Annotated in this window: 14 protein-coding genes; 4 read left to right on the plus strand and 10 right to left on the minus strand. The window is 50.5% G+C overall.

What is annotated here, in order from left to right; genetic code table 11:
* Positions 1-7: 7 nt before the first annotated feature.
* Positions 8-1,633, minus strand: a complete 1,626-nt coding sequence (locus CLR69_RS13330; RefSeq protein WP_129713414.1) for a (2,3-dihydroxybenzoyl)adenylate synthase — start codon at positions 1,631-1,633, stop codon at positions 8-10.
* The gene (locus CLR69_RS13335; RefSeq protein ID WP_129713415.1) at positions 1,630-2,826 is read right to left on the minus strand and encodes an isochorismate synthase; all 1,197 of its coding nucleotides are present in this window, start codon (positions 2,824-2,826) and stop codon (positions 1,630-1,632) included. The genes CLR69_RS13330 and CLR69_RS13335 overlap by 4 nt, the downstream gene beginning before the upstream one ends.
* Before the next feature lie 343 nt (positions 2,827-3,169).
* Here CLR69_RS13335 and CLR69_RS13340 point away from each other — a divergent pair, with 343 nt between their 5' ends.
* Both CLR69_RS13340 and CLR69_RS13345 read left to right on the plus strand, forming a co-directional pair.
* Positions 3,170-4,417 (plus strand): MFS transporter, encoded by a 1,248-nt coding sequence (locus CLR69_RS13340; protein ID WP_129713416.1) that lies wholly within the window; start codon positions 3,170-3,172, stop codon positions 4,415-4,417.
* A gap of 74 nt (positions 4,418-4,491) precedes the next feature.
* Entirely contained in the window at positions 4,492-6,438 is a 1,947-nt protein-coding gene (locus CLR69_RS13345) for a TonB-dependent receptor domain-containing protein (RefSeq protein ID WP_129713417.1), read from the plus strand.
* Between the two features lie 52 nt (positions 6,439-6,490).
* Here the strand turns inward: CLR69_RS13345 and CLR69_RS13350 are convergent, their stop codons facing one another.
* From CLR69_RS13350 to prfC, 7 genes are all read right to left on the minus strand, one after another.
* Positions 6,491-7,207 carry a 4'-phosphopantetheinyl transferase family protein gene (locus CLR69_RS13350; protein ID WP_129702700.1) on the minus strand — a complete coding sequence of 239 codons (717 nt, stop codon included), beginning with the start codon at positions 7,205-7,207 and terminating at the stop codon, positions 6,491-6,493.
* A gap of 150 nt (positions 7,208-7,357) precedes the next feature.
* Positions 7,358-8,635 carry a NupC/NupG family nucleoside CNT transporter gene (locus CLR69_RS13355; RefSeq protein WP_129713418.1) on the minus strand — a complete coding sequence of 426 codons (1,278 nt, stop codon included), beginning with the start codon at positions 8,633-8,635 and terminating at the stop codon, positions 7,358-7,360.
* A gap of 383 nt (positions 8,636-9,018) precedes the next feature.
* The gene (locus tag CLR69_RS13360) at positions 9,019-9,816 is read right to left on the minus strand and encodes a TatD family hydrolase (RefSeq protein ID WP_129713419.1); all 798 of its coding nucleotides are present in this window, start codon (positions 9,814-9,816) and stop codon (positions 9,019-9,021) included.
* Between the two features lie 114 nt (positions 9,817-9,930).
* Positions 9,931-10,119 carry a CsbD family protein gene (locus CLR69_RS13365; protein ID WP_129704798.1) on the minus strand — a complete coding sequence of 63 codons (189 nt, stop codon included), beginning with the start codon at positions 10,117-10,119 and terminating at the stop codon, positions 9,931-9,933.
* A 181-nt stretch (positions 10,120-10,300) separates the two neighbouring features.
* On the minus strand, positions 10,301-10,462 hold the full coding sequence (locus CLR69_RS13370; protein ID WP_003019081.1) for a DUF1328 domain-containing protein: 162 nt from the start codon (positions 10,460-10,462) through the stop codon (positions 10,301-10,303).
* A gap of 150 nt (positions 10,463-10,612) precedes the next feature.
* Complete coding sequence (gene osmY / locus CLR69_RS13375; RefSeq protein ID WP_129702697.1) at positions 10,613-11,221, minus strand: molecular chaperone OsmY; 609 nt, start codon at positions 11,219-11,221, stop codon at positions 10,613-10,615.
* Between the two features lie 517 nt (positions 11,222-11,738).
* Positions 11,739-13,328 carry a peptide chain release factor 3 gene (gene prfC / locus CLR69_RS13380; protein WP_129713420.1) on the minus strand — a complete coding sequence of 530 codons (1,590 nt, stop codon included), beginning with the start codon at positions 13,326-13,328 and terminating at the stop codon, positions 11,739-11,741.
* Between the two features lie 289 nt (positions 13,329-13,617).
* Here prfC and CLR69_RS13385 point away from each other — a divergent pair, with 289 nt between their 5' ends.
* The gene (locus CLR69_RS13385) at positions 13,618-14,541 is read left to right on the plus strand and encodes a hypothetical protein (protein ID WP_129702695.1); all 924 of its coding nucleotides are present in this window, start codon (positions 13,618-13,620) and stop codon (positions 14,539-14,541) included.
* 50 nt (positions 14,542-14,591) lie between these two features.
* Here CLR69_RS13385 and CLR69_RS13390 read toward each other — a convergent pair whose 3' ends face one another.
* The gene (locus CLR69_RS13390; RefSeq protein WP_129713421.1) at positions 14,592-15,284 is read right to left on the minus strand and encodes a YtjB family periplasmic protein; all 693 of its coding nucleotides are present in this window, start codon (positions 15,282-15,284) and stop codon (positions 14,592-14,594) included.
* 158 nt (positions 15,285-15,442) lie between these two features.
* Between CLR69_RS13390 and serB the strand changes: the two genes are divergently transcribed.
* Positions 15,443-16,420, plus strand: coding sequence for a phosphoserine phosphatase (serB, locus tag CLR69_RS13395; RefSeq protein WP_129702693.1), 978 nt, complete (start codon positions 15,443-15,445; stop codon positions 16,418-16,420).
* Positions 16,421-16,436: the final 16 nt, after the last annotated feature.

Genomic DNA, 16,436 nt, shown 5'->3' on the forward strand with positions numbered 1-16,436 from the left:
AAAATCCTTATTTATTTTGAATACTAAGTTGGGTCTGAATGCGCTGACGGAGTGATTTCTTATCAATCTTGCCGACCGGTGTGACGGGCAAGGTGTCGATCATCTCGAAGCGGTCCGGCAATTTGAATTCAGCAATACCCTGATTGCGGAGATATTTTCTTAACGTGATGGCTTTCAGTGAGGCGTCGCTAACCACCAGAAAAGCACAGCTTTTTTCACCCATGACCGGATCGGGCATGGAGACCAGCGCGGCATGGAGAATGCCGTCATGTTTGAGCAGCAGGTTTTCAATCTCTTCGGCAGCGATCTTTTCACCGCCTCGGTTAATCTGATCCTTCTCCCGCCCGACCACGCGCAAATAGCCATCCTCGGTCATCTGCACCACATCGCCCGAGTGGTAAAAACCTTCGCTGTCGAAAGCGCGGGCATTGTGCTCCGGGCTGCGGTAATAGCCGCGGAAGGTATACGGGCCGCGCGTCGCCAATAACCCCGCCTCTCCCTTCGCCACCGGATTACCGTCTCGGTCTAATACCTTCACTTCATCGTCTGGACTCATCGGGTAGCCCTGCGTGGTAAAGATATGCTCGTCGCTGTCATCCAGTCGGGTGTAGTTCACCAACCCTTCTGCCATCCCGAGCACTTGTTGCAACTGACAGCCCAGTACCGCCGGGATACGACGGGCAACGGTTTCACTCAGCTTCGCCCCACCCACCTGTAAGAGCTTCAGGCTACGCAGCGCTTTTCCAAACTGCTCTGCTGCCTGAATCCACAGCGCAGCAGCGGGCGGCACTAGCGAAGTCATATCGATCTGATGACGTTCGATCAGCGGGAAACAGGTCATTGCCCCCGGATCGGGCGCCAGCACGACGCGTCCACCAGCGTAAAAAACACCCAGTGAACCGGGTGAACTTAACGGGAAGTTATGCGGCGCAGGTAACGCACACAGATAGCGGGTTTGTGGCGTCAGCGCGCAGATTTCCACGCTGCGGCGCACACTGTAGTAGTAATCGTCATGGGTACGGGGAATCAGCTTCGGCGTACCGGTACTACCGCCAGAAAGCTGGAAGAAGGCAACTTGCCCCGGTGCAGAAGGCTGATACTGGCTAGACGACGGCTGCGGTTGCAGCCAGTCCACCAGACTATGCCCAAGCGGGCTGTCGCCAAGCATCACCACGGTTTTCAGACCAGGGACCTGCGTTTGTATCCGATCCAAAAACTCACCGTTGCCAAACAGCGGATGTTCGGCCGATGCGATCAACAAACGTGGTTCGATCTGCGTGGCGTACGACAGTAGTTCAAGCTTGTTGTGGCTGAATAGCGCGTTAACTGGCGCGACTCCCATTTTCAGCAACGCAAAAAAGGTCAGGTAAAATTCGGCCACGTTCGGCAACTGCACCAGCGCTGTGTCACCACCGCGCAGGCCACTTTCCGTCAGGCGGGATGCCAGAGCTGAAGATTGCTGATCCAATTCCCGATAGCTCCACTGACGTTCGCCGCACACGACAGCAACCGCATCTGGCTGTGTCAACAGATGACGTTCCCAAGAATCCGTTAACGGCAAACCGACCCAGTACCCCTTGTTGCGATAACGCTGTGCCAACTCCTCGGGCCAAGGCGTAAATTCAATGCTCATAGTCCATCCACATCTGAGTTAAGCCCAAACGCATTCAACATCGTGTTTAATTTAGCGGCGGTTTCAGCCCATTCATCCTCGGGAACAGATGCCTCAACAATGCCCGCACCAGCAAACAGGCGGACTTTATTGTGTTTGATGGTGCCGCAGCGAATGGCTATCGCCCATTCACCATCGCCATTGGCATCACACCAGCCGACGATGCCACTGAACACGCCACGATCGTGCGGTTCCAGTTCGGCGATCAGTTGGCGTGCTTCCTGCGTGGGGAAGCCGCACAGAGCAGGGGTAGGATGTAGCTGACAGGCGACCTGAAGTGCCGTCATATCCGGGTTCGCCAGTTCACCGCTGATCGCAGTGGATAAGTGCCACATTGAGGCAGTGCTCATCAGCGAAGGAGCGGAAGGAACGGTTAACGACGCGCACAGCGGAATCAGGCGTTGACGAATGTCGTCTACCACCAGCTTATGCTCGTGCTTGTCTTTTACGGAATTCAGCAAACGCTGGCTGTTCAGATAGTCCAGATATTCATCGTTCATCCGTCGTGCCGAACCCGCCAGCGGATTAGAGACAATCACATTCCCCTGCTTGCGCAACAGCAGTTCCGGGCTGGCACCCAGTAACACCGAACCATCCGGGAGCGGCAGCGAGAAGTGGTATCCCCCCGCGTTCTGCACCATCAGGTTGTTGAGGATCGTTTGCGCCTTAATGGGGCTCGCCAGTTCAATATCCAGAATTCGTGACAGCACTGCCTTGCTCAGTTCACCACGGCGAAAGCGTTCAACGGCCTCTGCCACGATGGACTTGAACTGACATTCGCCCGGGACGCTGTTTAGCGTTAACACGTTAGGCGCCGCAGCCGTGTGCTTACGAGCACGGCTAACGAGTTCAGATTTCGTTGTAACGGTATAACTATCAGGGATATAGAGACAAGATGGTTGCGTGGTATCAAAAGGAATCGCCCCCACAGCAATAGGCAGTGACTGCCCAGCCTGACGCGCTCGCTGGAACGCCTGCGCAATGGCAGAACTAAACCCATCATCATGCGAGCCGGGAACACAAACAGGGGACGAAATACGTTCAAATAGGCCGGAAGTAGCAAGGCTTCGGTGTTCAGATGCATATAAAAAAGCGGTCTGTTCCGAATAGGTTAGCCCGCTAAATGTTTCAGTTTTTGTAATCAGTGTATCCACAAGACAGCTCCTGCGCTCGCAAATTAAATACCAATGATTATTAAAATCATTATCATTTATATTAAGCGCAGTTAAATTACACTGAAGTAACGCGTTCGGTCAATCCTTCCACAGAATAGTCATTCACGCCCATTTATTGGGGGTTATATTGATGTTAATCAATTTTATTGTTCATCTTTCACAACCGTTAATGGTTAGCAATAAGAATGTATTGATTATAAAACCCACATCACAAATGATAATGAAAATGGTTATCATTTGTTGTCAGTAAAATTAAGCTGCGCTAGACTGCGAAAATATTTTACTAACTGTGTCTAAATGTGAGCCTGTCATGGATGAAAGCATGTACCGCCCGCACACCCGATCTGTTGTGCATCTGGCGTTGCTCATCAACATGCTTTCCCTCGGTAGCTTGATGATGGTGATGCCGTTAGGTCCCGATTTCATCAGCGCCCTGTCCATGGATGCCAAGAACATTGGCTACATTAGCGGCGGTGCAACGTTTGCCTCTGCCATCGTCGGCTTCCTCGCCGCTCCTTATCTAGACAGATTTAATCGTAAACATGCCCTGATCGTTCTACTGACGCTGCGTTTCGGCCTGACAGCGGCATGCATGTTTGCCACCAGCCAAACCCATCTTTTGCTGCTATTCATTCTGGCGGGCTGTGTTGCAGGGCCAGCATCCGGCGTCTTGATGGCAGCGGTTGTCGATATTGTGCCAGCCAACGAACGTGGAAAGCAGTTAGCTTATGTCGGCATGAGTTTTTCACTCGCGGCCATTGTTATCATGCCGCTGTCGCTGGAGTTGGCTCACCGTATTAACTGGCAAGCACCGTTTTACACGTTCGGCCTCGGCGGCCTGCTGCTGGTGTTGTTAGTGCTGTGGCTGTTCCCTTCCATGCCACCGACACGCCGGGTTCAACAAAACCTTGCACCCAGTAAAGCACCGACCTCGGTATTACATGACTTGCTGGCCTCTCCCCTTTTTGTGCTGGGGCTGACGGTGATTTCGTTACAAATGTTCGGACACTTCCTGCTAATCCCTCACTTTTCCAATTATTTTCAGTTCAATCTCGCTTTCCCGCGGGATGATATTTCCCTGCTTTACCTCTGCGGCGGACTGGCAAGCATGGTGACCATGCAACTGTGCGGCAATTTGCTGGATCGAGGCTATGCCAGTAGGACGATCGTGGTAACGACACTGCTGCTGGCCGTTGTCATTCTCTGCGGTTTTGTTCTGCCCTTTTCGCTTTCCCTGTATCTGGTATTCACCCTATTCATGGCACTCAGTGCGGCACGTTCCAGCAGCACGCTGGCGATTACCGCAGGTATTCCAATGCAGCATCAGCGCGCTGCATTCATGTCCTATCAGGGAACCGCAGCCAACGTGGCCTCGGGGCTAGCCAGTGTCGCCTCTGCCGCTTATCTAAGCACCTCAGCAGAGGGAAGAATTAACGGATTCTCACAGCTCGCCATCGCCAGCACCGTTTTTGCGCTGGCTGCCATGCTGCTGACCATGCGCCTGATTCCACAGTTGGCTGAACGCGGCCGAAAAATGGCAGCACGCCAGCCAGCACAGGTAAACCGATAGACTCACGCAACGAGTGGGTCGGCAGTGAATAACTTACGGGGATGTTTTTTCTACTATTTGATGGGGTTTTTGACATGCAGCTAAAATCGGAAAGTCGTTGTTCACATCATCATTTCCCACACAGCAAGGTGTATAGCGCCCTGCTGGTGGCCGGGTTACTGGCACTGCCTGCGCTCGCACAGGCAGAAAACGCAGCAGATGAAAAAATCGTCGTGACAGCCACGCAGACGAAACACACGACGCTGAGCGCTCCAGCCAGCGTCTCTGTCATCACTCGCGCCGAACTGGAAAAGATGTCGGTGAATAACGTTTCCGACGCGGTGAAAAAGCTGCCGGGCATTAATATCAACCCCTCTACCACCTATGGTCGTAACGAAATCAAGATCCGTGGTATGCGGGCTGACTACACGTTGCTGCTGGTGAATGGCCGCCGTATCAATGCTCAAGAATCTCTCGCGACCGATATGGGGAATGATTTCGACCTTAGCTCCATTCCTATGTCGGCGATTGAACGTATCGAAGTCATTCGTGGCCCGATGTCTTCCCTCTACGGTGCTGATGCGCTGGGCGGTGTGGTAAACGTAATTCTACGCCAGCCGGGAGAGAAAGTGGCTGGCGAACTTGGCTATAACTTTGAAGCACCGACCGAAGGCTCAGGCGGCGATCATAATCGTCTAAATGGCTACATCAGCGGGCCATTGATAGAAAATACGTTGCTGGGTAGTTTGATTGTCGACGGCGGTAAACGTGACGCCTGGCGTACCGAGCAATCCAAGAATCGCAACTCAGATGCCTTGGAAAAACGCGATAACTACAGCGTTCTAGGTAACCTGACATGGTTGATCGATTCCCAGCAGAGCCTGGATTTTGATGCGACCTATACCAAAGATGATCGCTTCGTCGATTGGAATAACTCTGGCGCAACAGCTCACAATACGCAAAAACTTGATCGCCTCGGTCTGGGACTAACGCATAACGGTAGCTGGGAAAATATCGATACTCGGCTGCGCTACTACTATGAAAAAATCGATTTAATGGATAATTCTGAGCTTAATAAAGGCATTGCCGATATTACCCAGAATAATCAGACGGTTGATGGGCAGATTTCTGGCTATTTAGGCGACCACCTGCTGACTGGCGGCGGTGAATACCGCATCACTTCCTTAGAACACAGCATGAACCTGAAAAATGGCAAAGTGGACGTTAATCAGAGCGCCCTATTCTTACAGGATGAGTTCAAGCTCGCTGATTTAGCCCTCACCTTTGGTGGTCGTGTCGACCACCACGAGGTCTACGGCACCGAATTCAGCCCACGCGCCTACGCCACGTATAGTTTGACCGATAACTGGGTTATAAAAGGCGGCGTGAATAAGGCATTTAAAGCGCCAACCCTCGCTCAATTTACCAAAGGCTATACAAAAGCAGCATGCCGCGGTCAATGCTACATCGTCGGTAACCCTGACCTGAAGGCTGAAACATCCATCAGCTATGAACTGGGCACTGCCTACGAGTCTGAGCATTTCGGCACGGGTGTTACCCTGTTTAATAATGACATCAAGGATATGATTCAAACCAATTCCCTAACACGAACCTATGAAAACGTGAGTAAAGCGCGTGTGCAAGGAATCGAGACCTCATTCTGGGTCGATGTAACAGAGGATTTGAACTGGACCACCAACTGGACGGTGGTTGATGCAGAAGATCGCACGACCAGAAAGCGCCTGAAGCAGACGCCAAAAAACACGGTTAACACTCAGTTGAATTGGCAGGCATTGGATAACCTCTCTACCTACGTGTCCTACCAGTACACCAGTAACCAATTTTTGCGTGATAAAGAGACATATAAAACACGCGGCTTTAACACCGTGGATATCGGTGCCACCTATACGCCAGTTAAAAACGTGGACCTTAAGCTGGGCGTGACTAACCTGACCAACGAAAAACGGGACTACGTTGCTACCGATATCGACTATTTCCTGTCTGGACGGACAGTGTACGGCGGCGTTAGCTATAAGTTCTGATGCCTGCCAGCTCTCATAAATAGCTCTGTGCCCGCTAACGCGGGCTTTTTTATTAGCAGCAGATGAAGGTGGTGACGTCGTACTCTCTCAGCAGGTACGCGCCTTTAAAACGGCGTCCGGCGTAAAACGTCGGTGTCAGATCGGTCAGCAGTTCCAGCTCAAATTCGCGTTTGGTGATATCCAGCGCCACCAGTCTGGCATCCAGAAAATCGAAGTAGTGCCGAACCTGCGGGTAAAGCGCCTTGAATAGGCTTTCTTTCGCCGAGAAACTGACCGTAAGCAAACAGCTAAATCCCTCTTCTCGCTCCTGAAACCACTGGAACTCTTCATCGCCAATGATGCCGGGCCATAGTGATTGTGCACGCTCGTCGGATATAAATCCTTCAATATCAACCCCCACACACGACACCTCGTCGCTACGCAAATGTGCGGCGCAGAGCACGCTGTCTTTATTGTGGCTCAGTGAACCTGCAACGTTTCCCGGCCACTGCGGCGAGCGGTCTTCCCCACTATGTAGAATAAAATCGGGATGACCCAGCTTGTCCAATACGCGTTTGGCCAGACAACGTCCCGCCAGAAATTCAGCGCGTCGTTTCGGCACGGCACGCTCTAGGGCGTCGGAAAAAGGAATGTTTGCCTCAGCAAAAAGCGCGTCGTCATAGGCAGATAAATGGAAATGGCAGCGAGCAGTAATACCTGGGTAGGCGGCACCGTCCGTTGCCCGTGGAAAAGTAATCCATTCAACATCATCAATAAAAGCAGAAAGCATGTCACTCCACTCAGGCAAGCATATCGCACCAACATTCAGTAAACATCGCGTAGACCGCGCTTAAACCCTGAAAAACGTGAGGGATTTAAACGAACAATGGGCGACTTTCGCCGCCCATCATCTCGCTACTGCAAGAATGCCTGGTTACATTTACAGAGCCAAAAAGAACCCTGCGATGCAGGCGCTCATCAGGTTAGAAAGCGTACCTGCCGCAACCGCTTTCAAACCAAAGCGGGCAATATCCTGACGCCGAGTCGGTGCCATACTGCCCAAACCTCCAATAAGAATAGCAATAGAAGAAAGGTTAGCAAAGCCACACAGCGCGAACGAAATCACAGCTTTGGTATGATCCGACAGAACCTGCAAACCAGCGGCTTGTACCACGTCATCTGCTTTCAGATATTCACTGAAATTCAAGTAAGCAACGAACTCATTAACGATAAGTTTTTGACCAATGAACGACCCCGCAACGGTTGCTTCACTCCACGGAATACCGATCAGGAATGCAACGGGCGCAAAGCACCAGCCTAGAATCAGCTCCAGCGATAATTGCGGGTAGTCAAACCAGCCGCCAATCCCCCCCAGAATGCCATTCAACACAGCAATCAGAGCAATAAACGCCAGCAGCATCGCACCTACATTCAGCGCCAGCTGCATACCGGAAGCGGCACCGCTTGCCGCTGCATCGATGACGTTAGCCGGACGATCGTCTTCATCAACAAAGCCAACCATCTCATCATGGTCGTGCGTTTTTTCCGTTTCTGGCACCATCAGTTTGGCAAACAGCAATCCGCCGGGTGCAGCCATGAAGGAGGCCGCAATCAGGTATTCCAACGGCACACCCATTTGGGCATAGCCTGCCATCACAGCACCGGCAATGGATGCCAGACCACCACACATCACCGCAAACAGCTCTGATTGCGTCATGTTGGCAATATACGGACGAACCACCAGCGGCGCTTCTGTTTGGCCGACAAAGATATTTGCCGTCGCAGAGAGCGATTCAGTACGGGACGTTCCCAGCAGTTTCTGCAACCCGCCACCGAGTACCTTGATGACCAACTGCATAATGCCCATGTAGTACAACACGGCGATAAGGGAAGAGAAAAAGACAATAATCGGCAATACGCGAAGCGCGAAAACAAATCCGCCGCCGCCAAATACCTCAAACATTTTGTCGGAGACCAAACCACCAAACATGAACGATACGCCTTGATTTCCGTAGGCGATAACGTTTGCTACACCACCCGTCAAACCCTCCAGAATCTTGCGCCCTACTGGTACATACAGCACCAATGCGCCAATACCGATCTGAAGAATGAATGCACCGGCTACGGTGCGCAATCTGATAGCTTTACGGTTATTGGACAACATAACCGCGCACAGTATCAGAACAATCATGCCGATGAGACTCATAACGAGTTGCATGTACAGTTCCCTATAACGCGTGAAAAAAGTGAAATCATAAGAAAAAACCATTTCGCCAGAGTGATAAACACGCGCTGGCGAACTAACCCTATACGCTAAATAGTTCAAGTTTCAGACAGGCGGCAAGCAAGGGAATCCCGATGCGCTTACACAAGTAAGTGATTCGGGTGACCTAGAGTAGCCAACGTACCTGTAACGTGAAGTATGACGAGTATAAAGAGTGGCCCCTGAAGGTCGCTAATTTATGTCACAAATACATACAACATCGAACAGTCAAAAACACCGAATAGTGATCTTGATCACAATTTTGTGGTTGGTATATGAAATTGAAATGGATGTTCTGTTTGTTGTTCCACAGAAATAAGAGAAAAGCAGAAGCTGCATTACGCCGGAGTCAGCCTTCCAAACAGCCTGAGCGAATTCTGCAAGAGCGCCTCGGCAATGTCTTCAGGTGGCTCAGTTCGCAACTCACACAGCGTTTGAAATGCACACAAAATGCGTTCAGGCCGGTTTGGCTGGCCCTGATAGCCACTCATCGGCATATCGGGTGCATCGGTTTCCAACAGCAGCCTATCTAGCGGCAGTTGTGCGATCGCCTGACGCGTTTTATTTGCTCGGTCATAGGTAATCGTCCCCCCTACGCCGATGTAATAACCCAACCGGATGAAGGCTTGCGCCTGTGCCAGACTGCCCGCAAACCCGTGAACCACGCCGGTACGCGGCACGTCAATACGGCGAAGTAATTGCGCCAGCCTGTCGTGGCTGCGTCGCGAGTGCAGGATTACCGGGAGATCGTATTTTTTCGCCAGCCGAAGTTGGGCCTCAAGAAAGGTAAGCTGTCGCTCGAACTGTGGTTCCGGCATATAGAGATCCAACCCAATCTCACCAACCGCTACCAATTTTGCAGGCCATTGGCGCAGTTCCTCTTCCAGACGGAGCAGGTCGTTCTCTTGATGTTCAGCGATATAAAGCGGGTGAAGACCAAGTGCAGCGTAAAGCGGAGAGTAGGTACGAGCGAGCGTCAATACGCGTTCAAAATGCTGGGAAGCCACAGCTGGGATAATGATGCGCTCAACGCCAGCGTCTTGCGCCAGACGCAAGCTTTCCGGTGCATCATCATAGAACAGGGGGAAATCGAAATGACAGTGAGTATCGATAAAACGGTATCGTTCAGAAAGCACGTCGCTTTTCTCCGCTAAGATTAAGCCCGTCAAGATGAAGCGACCTAATCTACGTACAAGTAATATCCTGCCAAAACATCATGGCAGAATCGGACTTGTCGTTGCGGTGCAGCCTCAGTGTAACGTGGTTTTCTCTGAGGATACCTCTTCGTGCGCTTTTCCGTAACCCTCTTGCAAAATGCCGGACAAGTAATCGTTACTCCCTTCCAGCCAGGCGCAGTCGCTGTCAAACCAATCGGCCCACAGCGCCAGGAAATTCCCTTTCCACTGTTTCCATTTGCCAACAACGATATCGCTATTCATCATGAACCTCCTGATAAACTGTCGAAATGCAGCAAATACATAAAACAGTGTGCCGGTAAAATGTGACAGCCGCATGGCGCGGCTGTGTGCTCTGTATGACATTTCGTTCTACTCGTCATACTTCAAGTTGCGTGTGCTGCGTTACTTGAATGATTTAGAGTAGATAATGCACTGTGCTGTGCTACGGCCGTTTCCGACCAGTGAACAAGCTAACCAGAAACAGAATAATACCGACCACAAAGACAATTTTCGCCGCGCCAGCTGCTGTACCGGCCAAACCGCCGAAACCCAGTGCTGCCGCGATCAGTGCGATAACTAAAAATATAATGCCCCAACGAAACATACGCTCTCCTTACCAGACAAAATGAAAAATCATGGTGGTCATCCTGACGCACTGCTTGCGTCCTGACTGCGTATCCACAGGTAGTGTTTTATTGTGCGGATTAGGTAGGGTTATCCGCTATACGGATAACCCTGTGCGAAATGGCGACAGTTATTTAACAGTCAGGTCGTTTTTGACGCTTTTCACACCGTCAACGGCCTTCGTAATACTTTCAGCCCGCTCGGACTGCGCTTTGTTGTCCACTTCGCCGCTCAGTAGCACAACGCCTTCCTGAGTTTCGACTTTCACTTTACGGGACGGAACAATGTCATCTGCCAGCAGCTTGGCCTTAATCGTGCTGGTAATCACGGCATCATCGGCATACGCGCCAACCGATTGTGATGGATTATCTTTAACCTGCAATTTATCACTTACAGATTGGACGCCCTCAACCTGCGTGGCAATTTCCACCGCTCGAGTGCTGAGTGCCTGACTACCTACAAAGCCGCTCAACGTGACGACACCTTTTGACGTTTCGACTGAAATGTCACTGCTGGTGATCGATTTGTCTTCCAGCAGTGCACTCTTCACTTTTGCCGTGATAGCGCTGTCACCCATGTAGCCAGATGCTTTATTAGCGGAACTATCGATTTTTGCACCAGTTGTATCCGCGATACGTTCTACCTTCTGCCCTAACGTTTCTTCCGCCATTGCACCACCAGCCAGAATAGAACCCAGAGCAACTACGATCAGCGATTGTGTCAATTTGGTCTTTTTCATCGATGCTTTCCTTCTTATGCTTTTCTCTAAGCCCGACACAGTCTGTGTGTGGGCCACGTTAACGCCTGCACAGTCATCAGCAAATAAGGTGATAATGACGTTACCAACACTCCGATGATTCTCTCTTCCTGCATAAAAAATCAGAGTATTAAATCGCAAAGGCGAAACAAATCAAAATAATGAACCAACTTAAATTACGTTAACAGTTGAACAAGCCAAATCAGTTAACACGCTGTTAACTATAGCCCACAGAATGGAAAATCACAGGGGAGCAAAGAAATATGTGCAGCAATTCAGATTTGTCTGTTGCACTAAGGCGGGAAAGATTTCAGGAAAAGATAATAAATTAAGGTATTGATTTTTAACCAATTTAAAAATAAAAACACCCGGCATTTTTGGCTTGAAACCAAATATAACCGGGTGATGATTATTTTAACAACATGGTCATTATTTAAACAGCACAGTCACTATTTTTCGTGAAACCATGACGTTATCAGCCCATGTCGTTATAAAAAAATTAATGCTCTCGCGTTTGGTGGAACGTCACTTCAGGGTAACGTTCACGCGTCAGATTCAAGTTCACCATCGTCGGAGCCACATAGGCCAGATTATCCCCACCATCCAGCGCCAGGTGCAGTTCGTTCTTACGCTTAAACTCTTCGAATTTCTTCGCATCACTGCATTCAACCCAGCGCGCGGTAGAAACGTTAACCGACTCGTAAATCGCCTCAACGTTGTATTCCGTTTTCAAACGAGCAACTACCACATCGAACTGCAGCACACCGACAGCACCGACGATAAGGTCGTTGTTGGTTAATGGACGGAATACCTGTACTGCGCCTTCTTCAGACAGCTGTACCAACCCTTTCAGTAGTTGTTTCTGCTTCAGCGGATCGCGCAGGCGAATACGGCGGAACAGCTCCGGCGCAAAGTTAGGGATACCGGTGAATTTCATATCTTCACCCTGCGTAAACGTATCGCCAATCTGGATCGTGCCGTGGTTGTGTAGCCCGATGATATCGCCTGGATAGGCTTCTTCAATGTGGGAACGGTCGCCCGCCATGAAGGTCAGCGCGTCTGAAATCACCACGTCTTTGCCTGTACGAACCTGACGCAACTTCATACTTTTTTCATATCTACCGGACACCACGCGCATAAACGCCACGCGGTCACGGTGTTTCGGGTCCATATTGGCCTGAATTTTAAACACGAAGCCAGTGAATTTCTCTTCCGCTGCCGTCACTTCACGGGTATCCGTTTTACGCGGCATCGGCGCAGGAGCCCAAGCGACTAAGCCGTCCAGCATGTGATCGACGCCAAAGTTACCCAACGCGGTACCAAAGAAGACCGGCGTCAGTTCACCAGCAAGAAACGCTTCCAGCTCAAATTCGTGCGATGCCCCTTTAACCAATTCCAACTCTTCACGCAGTTGCGCAGCCAGCTCTTCACCAACGGCAGTATCCAACTCTGGGTTATCCAGCCCTTTAACGATGCGCACTTCCTGAATCGTATGGCCTTTACCGGTCTGATACAGATAGGTTTCATCTTTATAAAGGTGGTACACGCCTTTGAACAGTTTGCCGCAGCCAATCGGCCAGGTGATCGGCGCGCAGGCAATTTTCAGCTCGCTCTCAACTTCATCCAGCACTTCCATCGGCTCGCGGATGTCACGGTCGAGTTTGTTCATGAACGTTAGAATTGGCGTGTCACGCAGGCGAGTGACTTCCATCAGCTTACGCGTACGATCTTCGACCCCTTTTGCGGCGTCGATCACCATCAGGCAGCAGTCCACCGCCGTCAGCGTACGATAGGTATCTTCGGAGAAGTCTTCGTGCCCTGGGGTATCCAGCAGGTTAACCAGACATTCACGATAGGGAAACTGCATCACAGACGTGGTGATTGAAATACCACGCTGCTTTTCCATCTCCATCCAGTCAGATTTCGCATGCTGGTTCGAACCACGCCCTTTTACTGTACCGGCAGTCTGAATCGCCTGTCCGAACAGCAGGACCTTTTCGGTAATCGTGGTTTTACCGGCATCGGGGTGAGAAATGATAGCGAACGTTCTTCTTTTAGAGACTTCGCGGGCGTATTCACTTGGAGACATGATTTTCAGGTTTCTTTTGTTAGCCACCCGGCGCCAGCATCAAGTCAACAACACACCGATGAGATCGTCAGGCAAAGCGGAAATAAACTGTAGCCGAGCATTTTCCCTGATTTAACGTGCAGACACAATCGGTGATGGCATAAACAACGCGGAGATCTCACTCCCGTAGTCGCGATTCTGATACCTCTATCAACAATTACGTCATAAATCATTTATAAAGTTATCATTTATGTTTGCCGATAATGCTTGGGTCAATATTTAATCACTTAATCGCACTTAAGGAGAGAGTATGAGCTTGTCTGTAAGTAATACGGGTTATAGCAATTCTCAGGCCCAAAGCACCGCGATCCCCTCTGCTACAGCGCAATCTACAACAACAGAATCCACCACAACCGACAGCGTGCAGATCGTCGATCCTATTACCGGAAAAACAGTCACCCTCCCCAACAATATAAAAATCTCTGCGGAAGCGATGACTCGTTTAAAAGAAACGATTGCTACCGCCCCTTCACTTACGCCAGGCAAAGAAGCGCAAACCAAAGAGCCAGTGGATATCTATGCCGACCGTAATTTAATAAGGCAAACAGATACCAGTAAACCGTATGTTAGCAATGAGTTTATGACCATTTACATTGATGAAATGGGTTCTAATGAAATAGCGATAGAAAACTGGTCAGGCCATCTCAAAGCCGACAGCGGCATCAGTAAAGAAGAATTCCTTGGGCTTGTAAAAAAAGCGCTATCTTCTCCCCCCGATGTCAGCCTATGGAGCTACACGACGGATAGTATTGAGATCACGCTAACTGCCAATAAGTTAGAAACATTGAAAAATCGCTACGTTGACAGCGATTACCAGAAAAGAGCGGATTTAGATATACAGGACTTTGTAGAATATAAATCTAATGCATTGAGTAATCTGGAAAAAAACATTCTGCAAGATGAATATCAGCGCAGCGTCGACGCGGGAGATACCGATAAAGCAAACTCCACGTTTCTGGAACTACAAAAAAACGCGGAAGGCACGTCAACAACCCAACTTCAGCGCCAGCAAATCTTCTCGCGTGCAGCCTCAACCGATGTTTCTACCTGGTTCGGTAACTTTCGCGACTATATTGCTGCCTCCGATTTCGATCGTTATACCAAGAGCGAATACAATTCCATCGTCAGTGAATTCTATAACCATTGGTTAGGATTTCAACTCGCGTTGAAATAGCCAGATTGCCCCGTAAAAGCAGAACGTTTTTACGGGGAGACGTCAGCACATCAGAGGCTTTTCTCTTCCCCATCTTTTTTCACTATCGTGCTGCCGTCCGACAACGTTTCACTCTCATCCTCTTCTTCTTTCACTGGCGTACTCGCAGTAAGAAGATAAGGTGATTGCTGCCAGCGGGTACGACGATTCTGCAATAGCGTTCGGGTCAGAATGATGCCGATAGCCAGTGAAAGTAAAATCATCAGACGCAGAATATTGGTAGTGTTATCCACCTGTCTGGCTTCGGTCGCCAATACATGGGTATCCAGCGTGATGCGCAGGAAGCCGATAGGCCCCTCTTTTCCCTCAATCGGCTGCACCAGTTGATGGTTAAAGTAGCTACCGACCCGATTGCCGTCCAGCGCCAGCCGGTCTCGCAGTTGAACCTGTTCACCGACATGCGCCACCAGCGAGCCGTCCTGCTGGTACACGCCAGCATCCAGAATACGGCTGTGATCGGTAAGCTGTTTGAGGATGGTAGTAATTTTTTGGCCGTTATCATCCACGCTGCCCATCAGCGGTGAAAGGCTATAAGCCACCTGTCTGGACAGCGTGCGCGCCAGATCTTCAACCTGTTCAGAACGTGCCATCTGGTGGCTCAAACTGAAATAGGACGCACCTTGCATTAATACCACTAGCAGGGCGAGGCAAATCAGCACAATTGCCGTGCGGTGTAGACGAAATTTCACCCGGGCGCGAACCATGATAATCCTTACACGATTTGGATACTTTCATGTTGCCAGAAGCGCCGACGATAGGATAGCTTGTTGCCCAGTTTTTGGAGGGATATGTTTGGTCGACACCACATCCCTCTTTTTATCGCACGACTTTATCGCACTACTGCCAGCAGAGGATTTACCCCATGTCGAATAGTCTGACCTATCGTGATCTCCCGAATGAGATCAACTGTTGGCCGGGACTGCCATTATCACTGAGCGGTGACGAAGTGATGCCGCTTGACTACCGCGCTGGCGATACCGGCTGGCTGATTTATAGCGACGTCCTCGATAAAAACCTGATTTCTCGCTACCAGCGTAAGCTGGGGAGCGCCATGGTTATCGTCAGCGCCTGGAACGTTGGCGATTATCAGGTTGTCCGTTTAGCGGGCACGCTGACGCCGCGCGCCACCAAGCTGGCTCATGAACTGGGTATCGACGTCGCAGCCATGCGTAATGCGCCGACGCTACGTTCGCCGGGTTTATTGGTTATGGACATGGATTCCACTGCGATTCAGATCGAATGTATTGATGAAATTGCTAAGCTGGCAGGCACAGGCGAGCTAGTGGCCGACGTCACCGAACGCGCGATGCGCGGTGAACTGGATTTCGCCGCCAGCTTGCGTCAGCGGGTTGGGACATTAAAAGGTGCCGACGCCAATATATTACAAACGGTACTCAAAACGCTGCCGCTGATGCCGGGCCTGAGCAATATGGTTAGCCAGCTTCAGGAAGCGGGTTGGCACGTCGCGATTGCATCGGGCGGGTTTACCTACTTTGCTGATTATTTGCGTGACGAGCTAGGTCTGGTCGCCGCCGTTGCCAACGAATTAGGCATGCAAGATGGCAAACTGACAGGTGAAGTCATCGGCACGATTGTCGATGCAAAATATAAAGCCACTACACTGCAACAGCTGGCAGAAAAGCTCGAGATTCCAATGCACCAGACCGTTGCTATCGGCGATGGCGCAAACGATCTGCCGATGATCAAGACAGCCAACTTAGGCATTGCCTATCATGCCAAACCCAAGGTCAATGAGCAGTCTTCGGTGACTATCCGTCATGCCGATCTAACCGGCGTGCTGTGCATCCTCAGCGGCAGCATGAGACACGAAAAGCGTTAATTAGTAGGAGGTGATA

This window comes from Pectobacterium zantedeschiae, from assembly GCF_004137795.1.
Taxonomy (GTDB): domain Bacteria; phylum Pseudomonadota; class Gammaproteobacteria; order Enterobacterales; family Enterobacteriaceae; genus Pectobacterium; species Pectobacterium zantedeschiae.

What these genes read in the sequence shown, in the direction of transcription:
- osmY (WP_129702697.1), bottom strand. Translation starts at nt 11,221, where the DNA reads ATGAAAAAGACCAAATTGACACAATCGCTGATCGTAGTTGCTCTGGGT.
- serB (WP_129702693.1), top strand. Translation starts at nt 15,443, where the DNA reads ATGTCGAATAGTCTGACCTATCGTGATCTCCCGAATGAGATCAACTGT.
- CLR69_RS13355 (WP_129713418.1), bottom strand. Translation starts at nt 8,635, where the DNA reads ATGCAACTCGTTATGAGTCTCATCGGCATGATTGTTCTGATACTGTGC.
- CLR69_RS13340 (WP_129713416.1), top strand. Translation starts at nt 3,170, where the DNA reads ATGTACCGCCCGCACACCCGATCTGTTGTGCATCTGGCGTTGCTCATC.
- CLR69_RS13390 (WP_129713421.1), bottom strand. Translation starts at nt 15,284, where the DNA reads ATGGTTCGCGCCCGGGTGAAATTTCGTCTACACCGCACGGCAATTGTG.
- CLR69_RS13385 (WP_129702695.1), top strand. Translation starts at nt 13,618, where the DNA reads ATGAGCTTGTCTGTAAGTAATACGGGTTATAGCAATTCTCAGGCCCAA.
- prfC (WP_129713420.1), bottom strand. Translation starts at nt 13,328, where the DNA reads ATGTCTCCAAGTGAATACGCCCGCGAAGTCTCTAAAAGAAGAACGTTC.
- CLR69_RS13370 (WP_003019081.1), bottom strand. Translation starts at nt 10,462, where the DNA reads ATGTTTCGTTGGGGCATTATATTTTTAGTTATCGCACTGATCGCGGCA.
- CLR69_RS13350 (WP_129702700.1), bottom strand. Translation starts at nt 7,207, where the DNA reads ATGCTTTCTGCTTTTATTGATGATGTTGAATGGATTACTTTTCCACGG.
- CLR69_RS13345 (WP_129713417.1), top strand. Translation starts at nt 4,492, where the DNA reads ATGCAGCTAAAATCGGAAAGTCGTTGTTCACATCATCATTTCCCACAC.
- CLR69_RS13330 (WP_129713414.1), bottom strand. Translation starts at nt 1,633, where the DNA reads ATGAGCATTGAATTTACGCCTTGGCCCGAGGAGTTGGCACAGCGTTAT.
- CLR69_RS13365 (WP_129704798.1), bottom strand. Translation starts at nt 10,119, where the DNA reads ATGAATAGCGATATCGTTGTTGGCAAATGGAAACAGTGGAAAGGGAAT.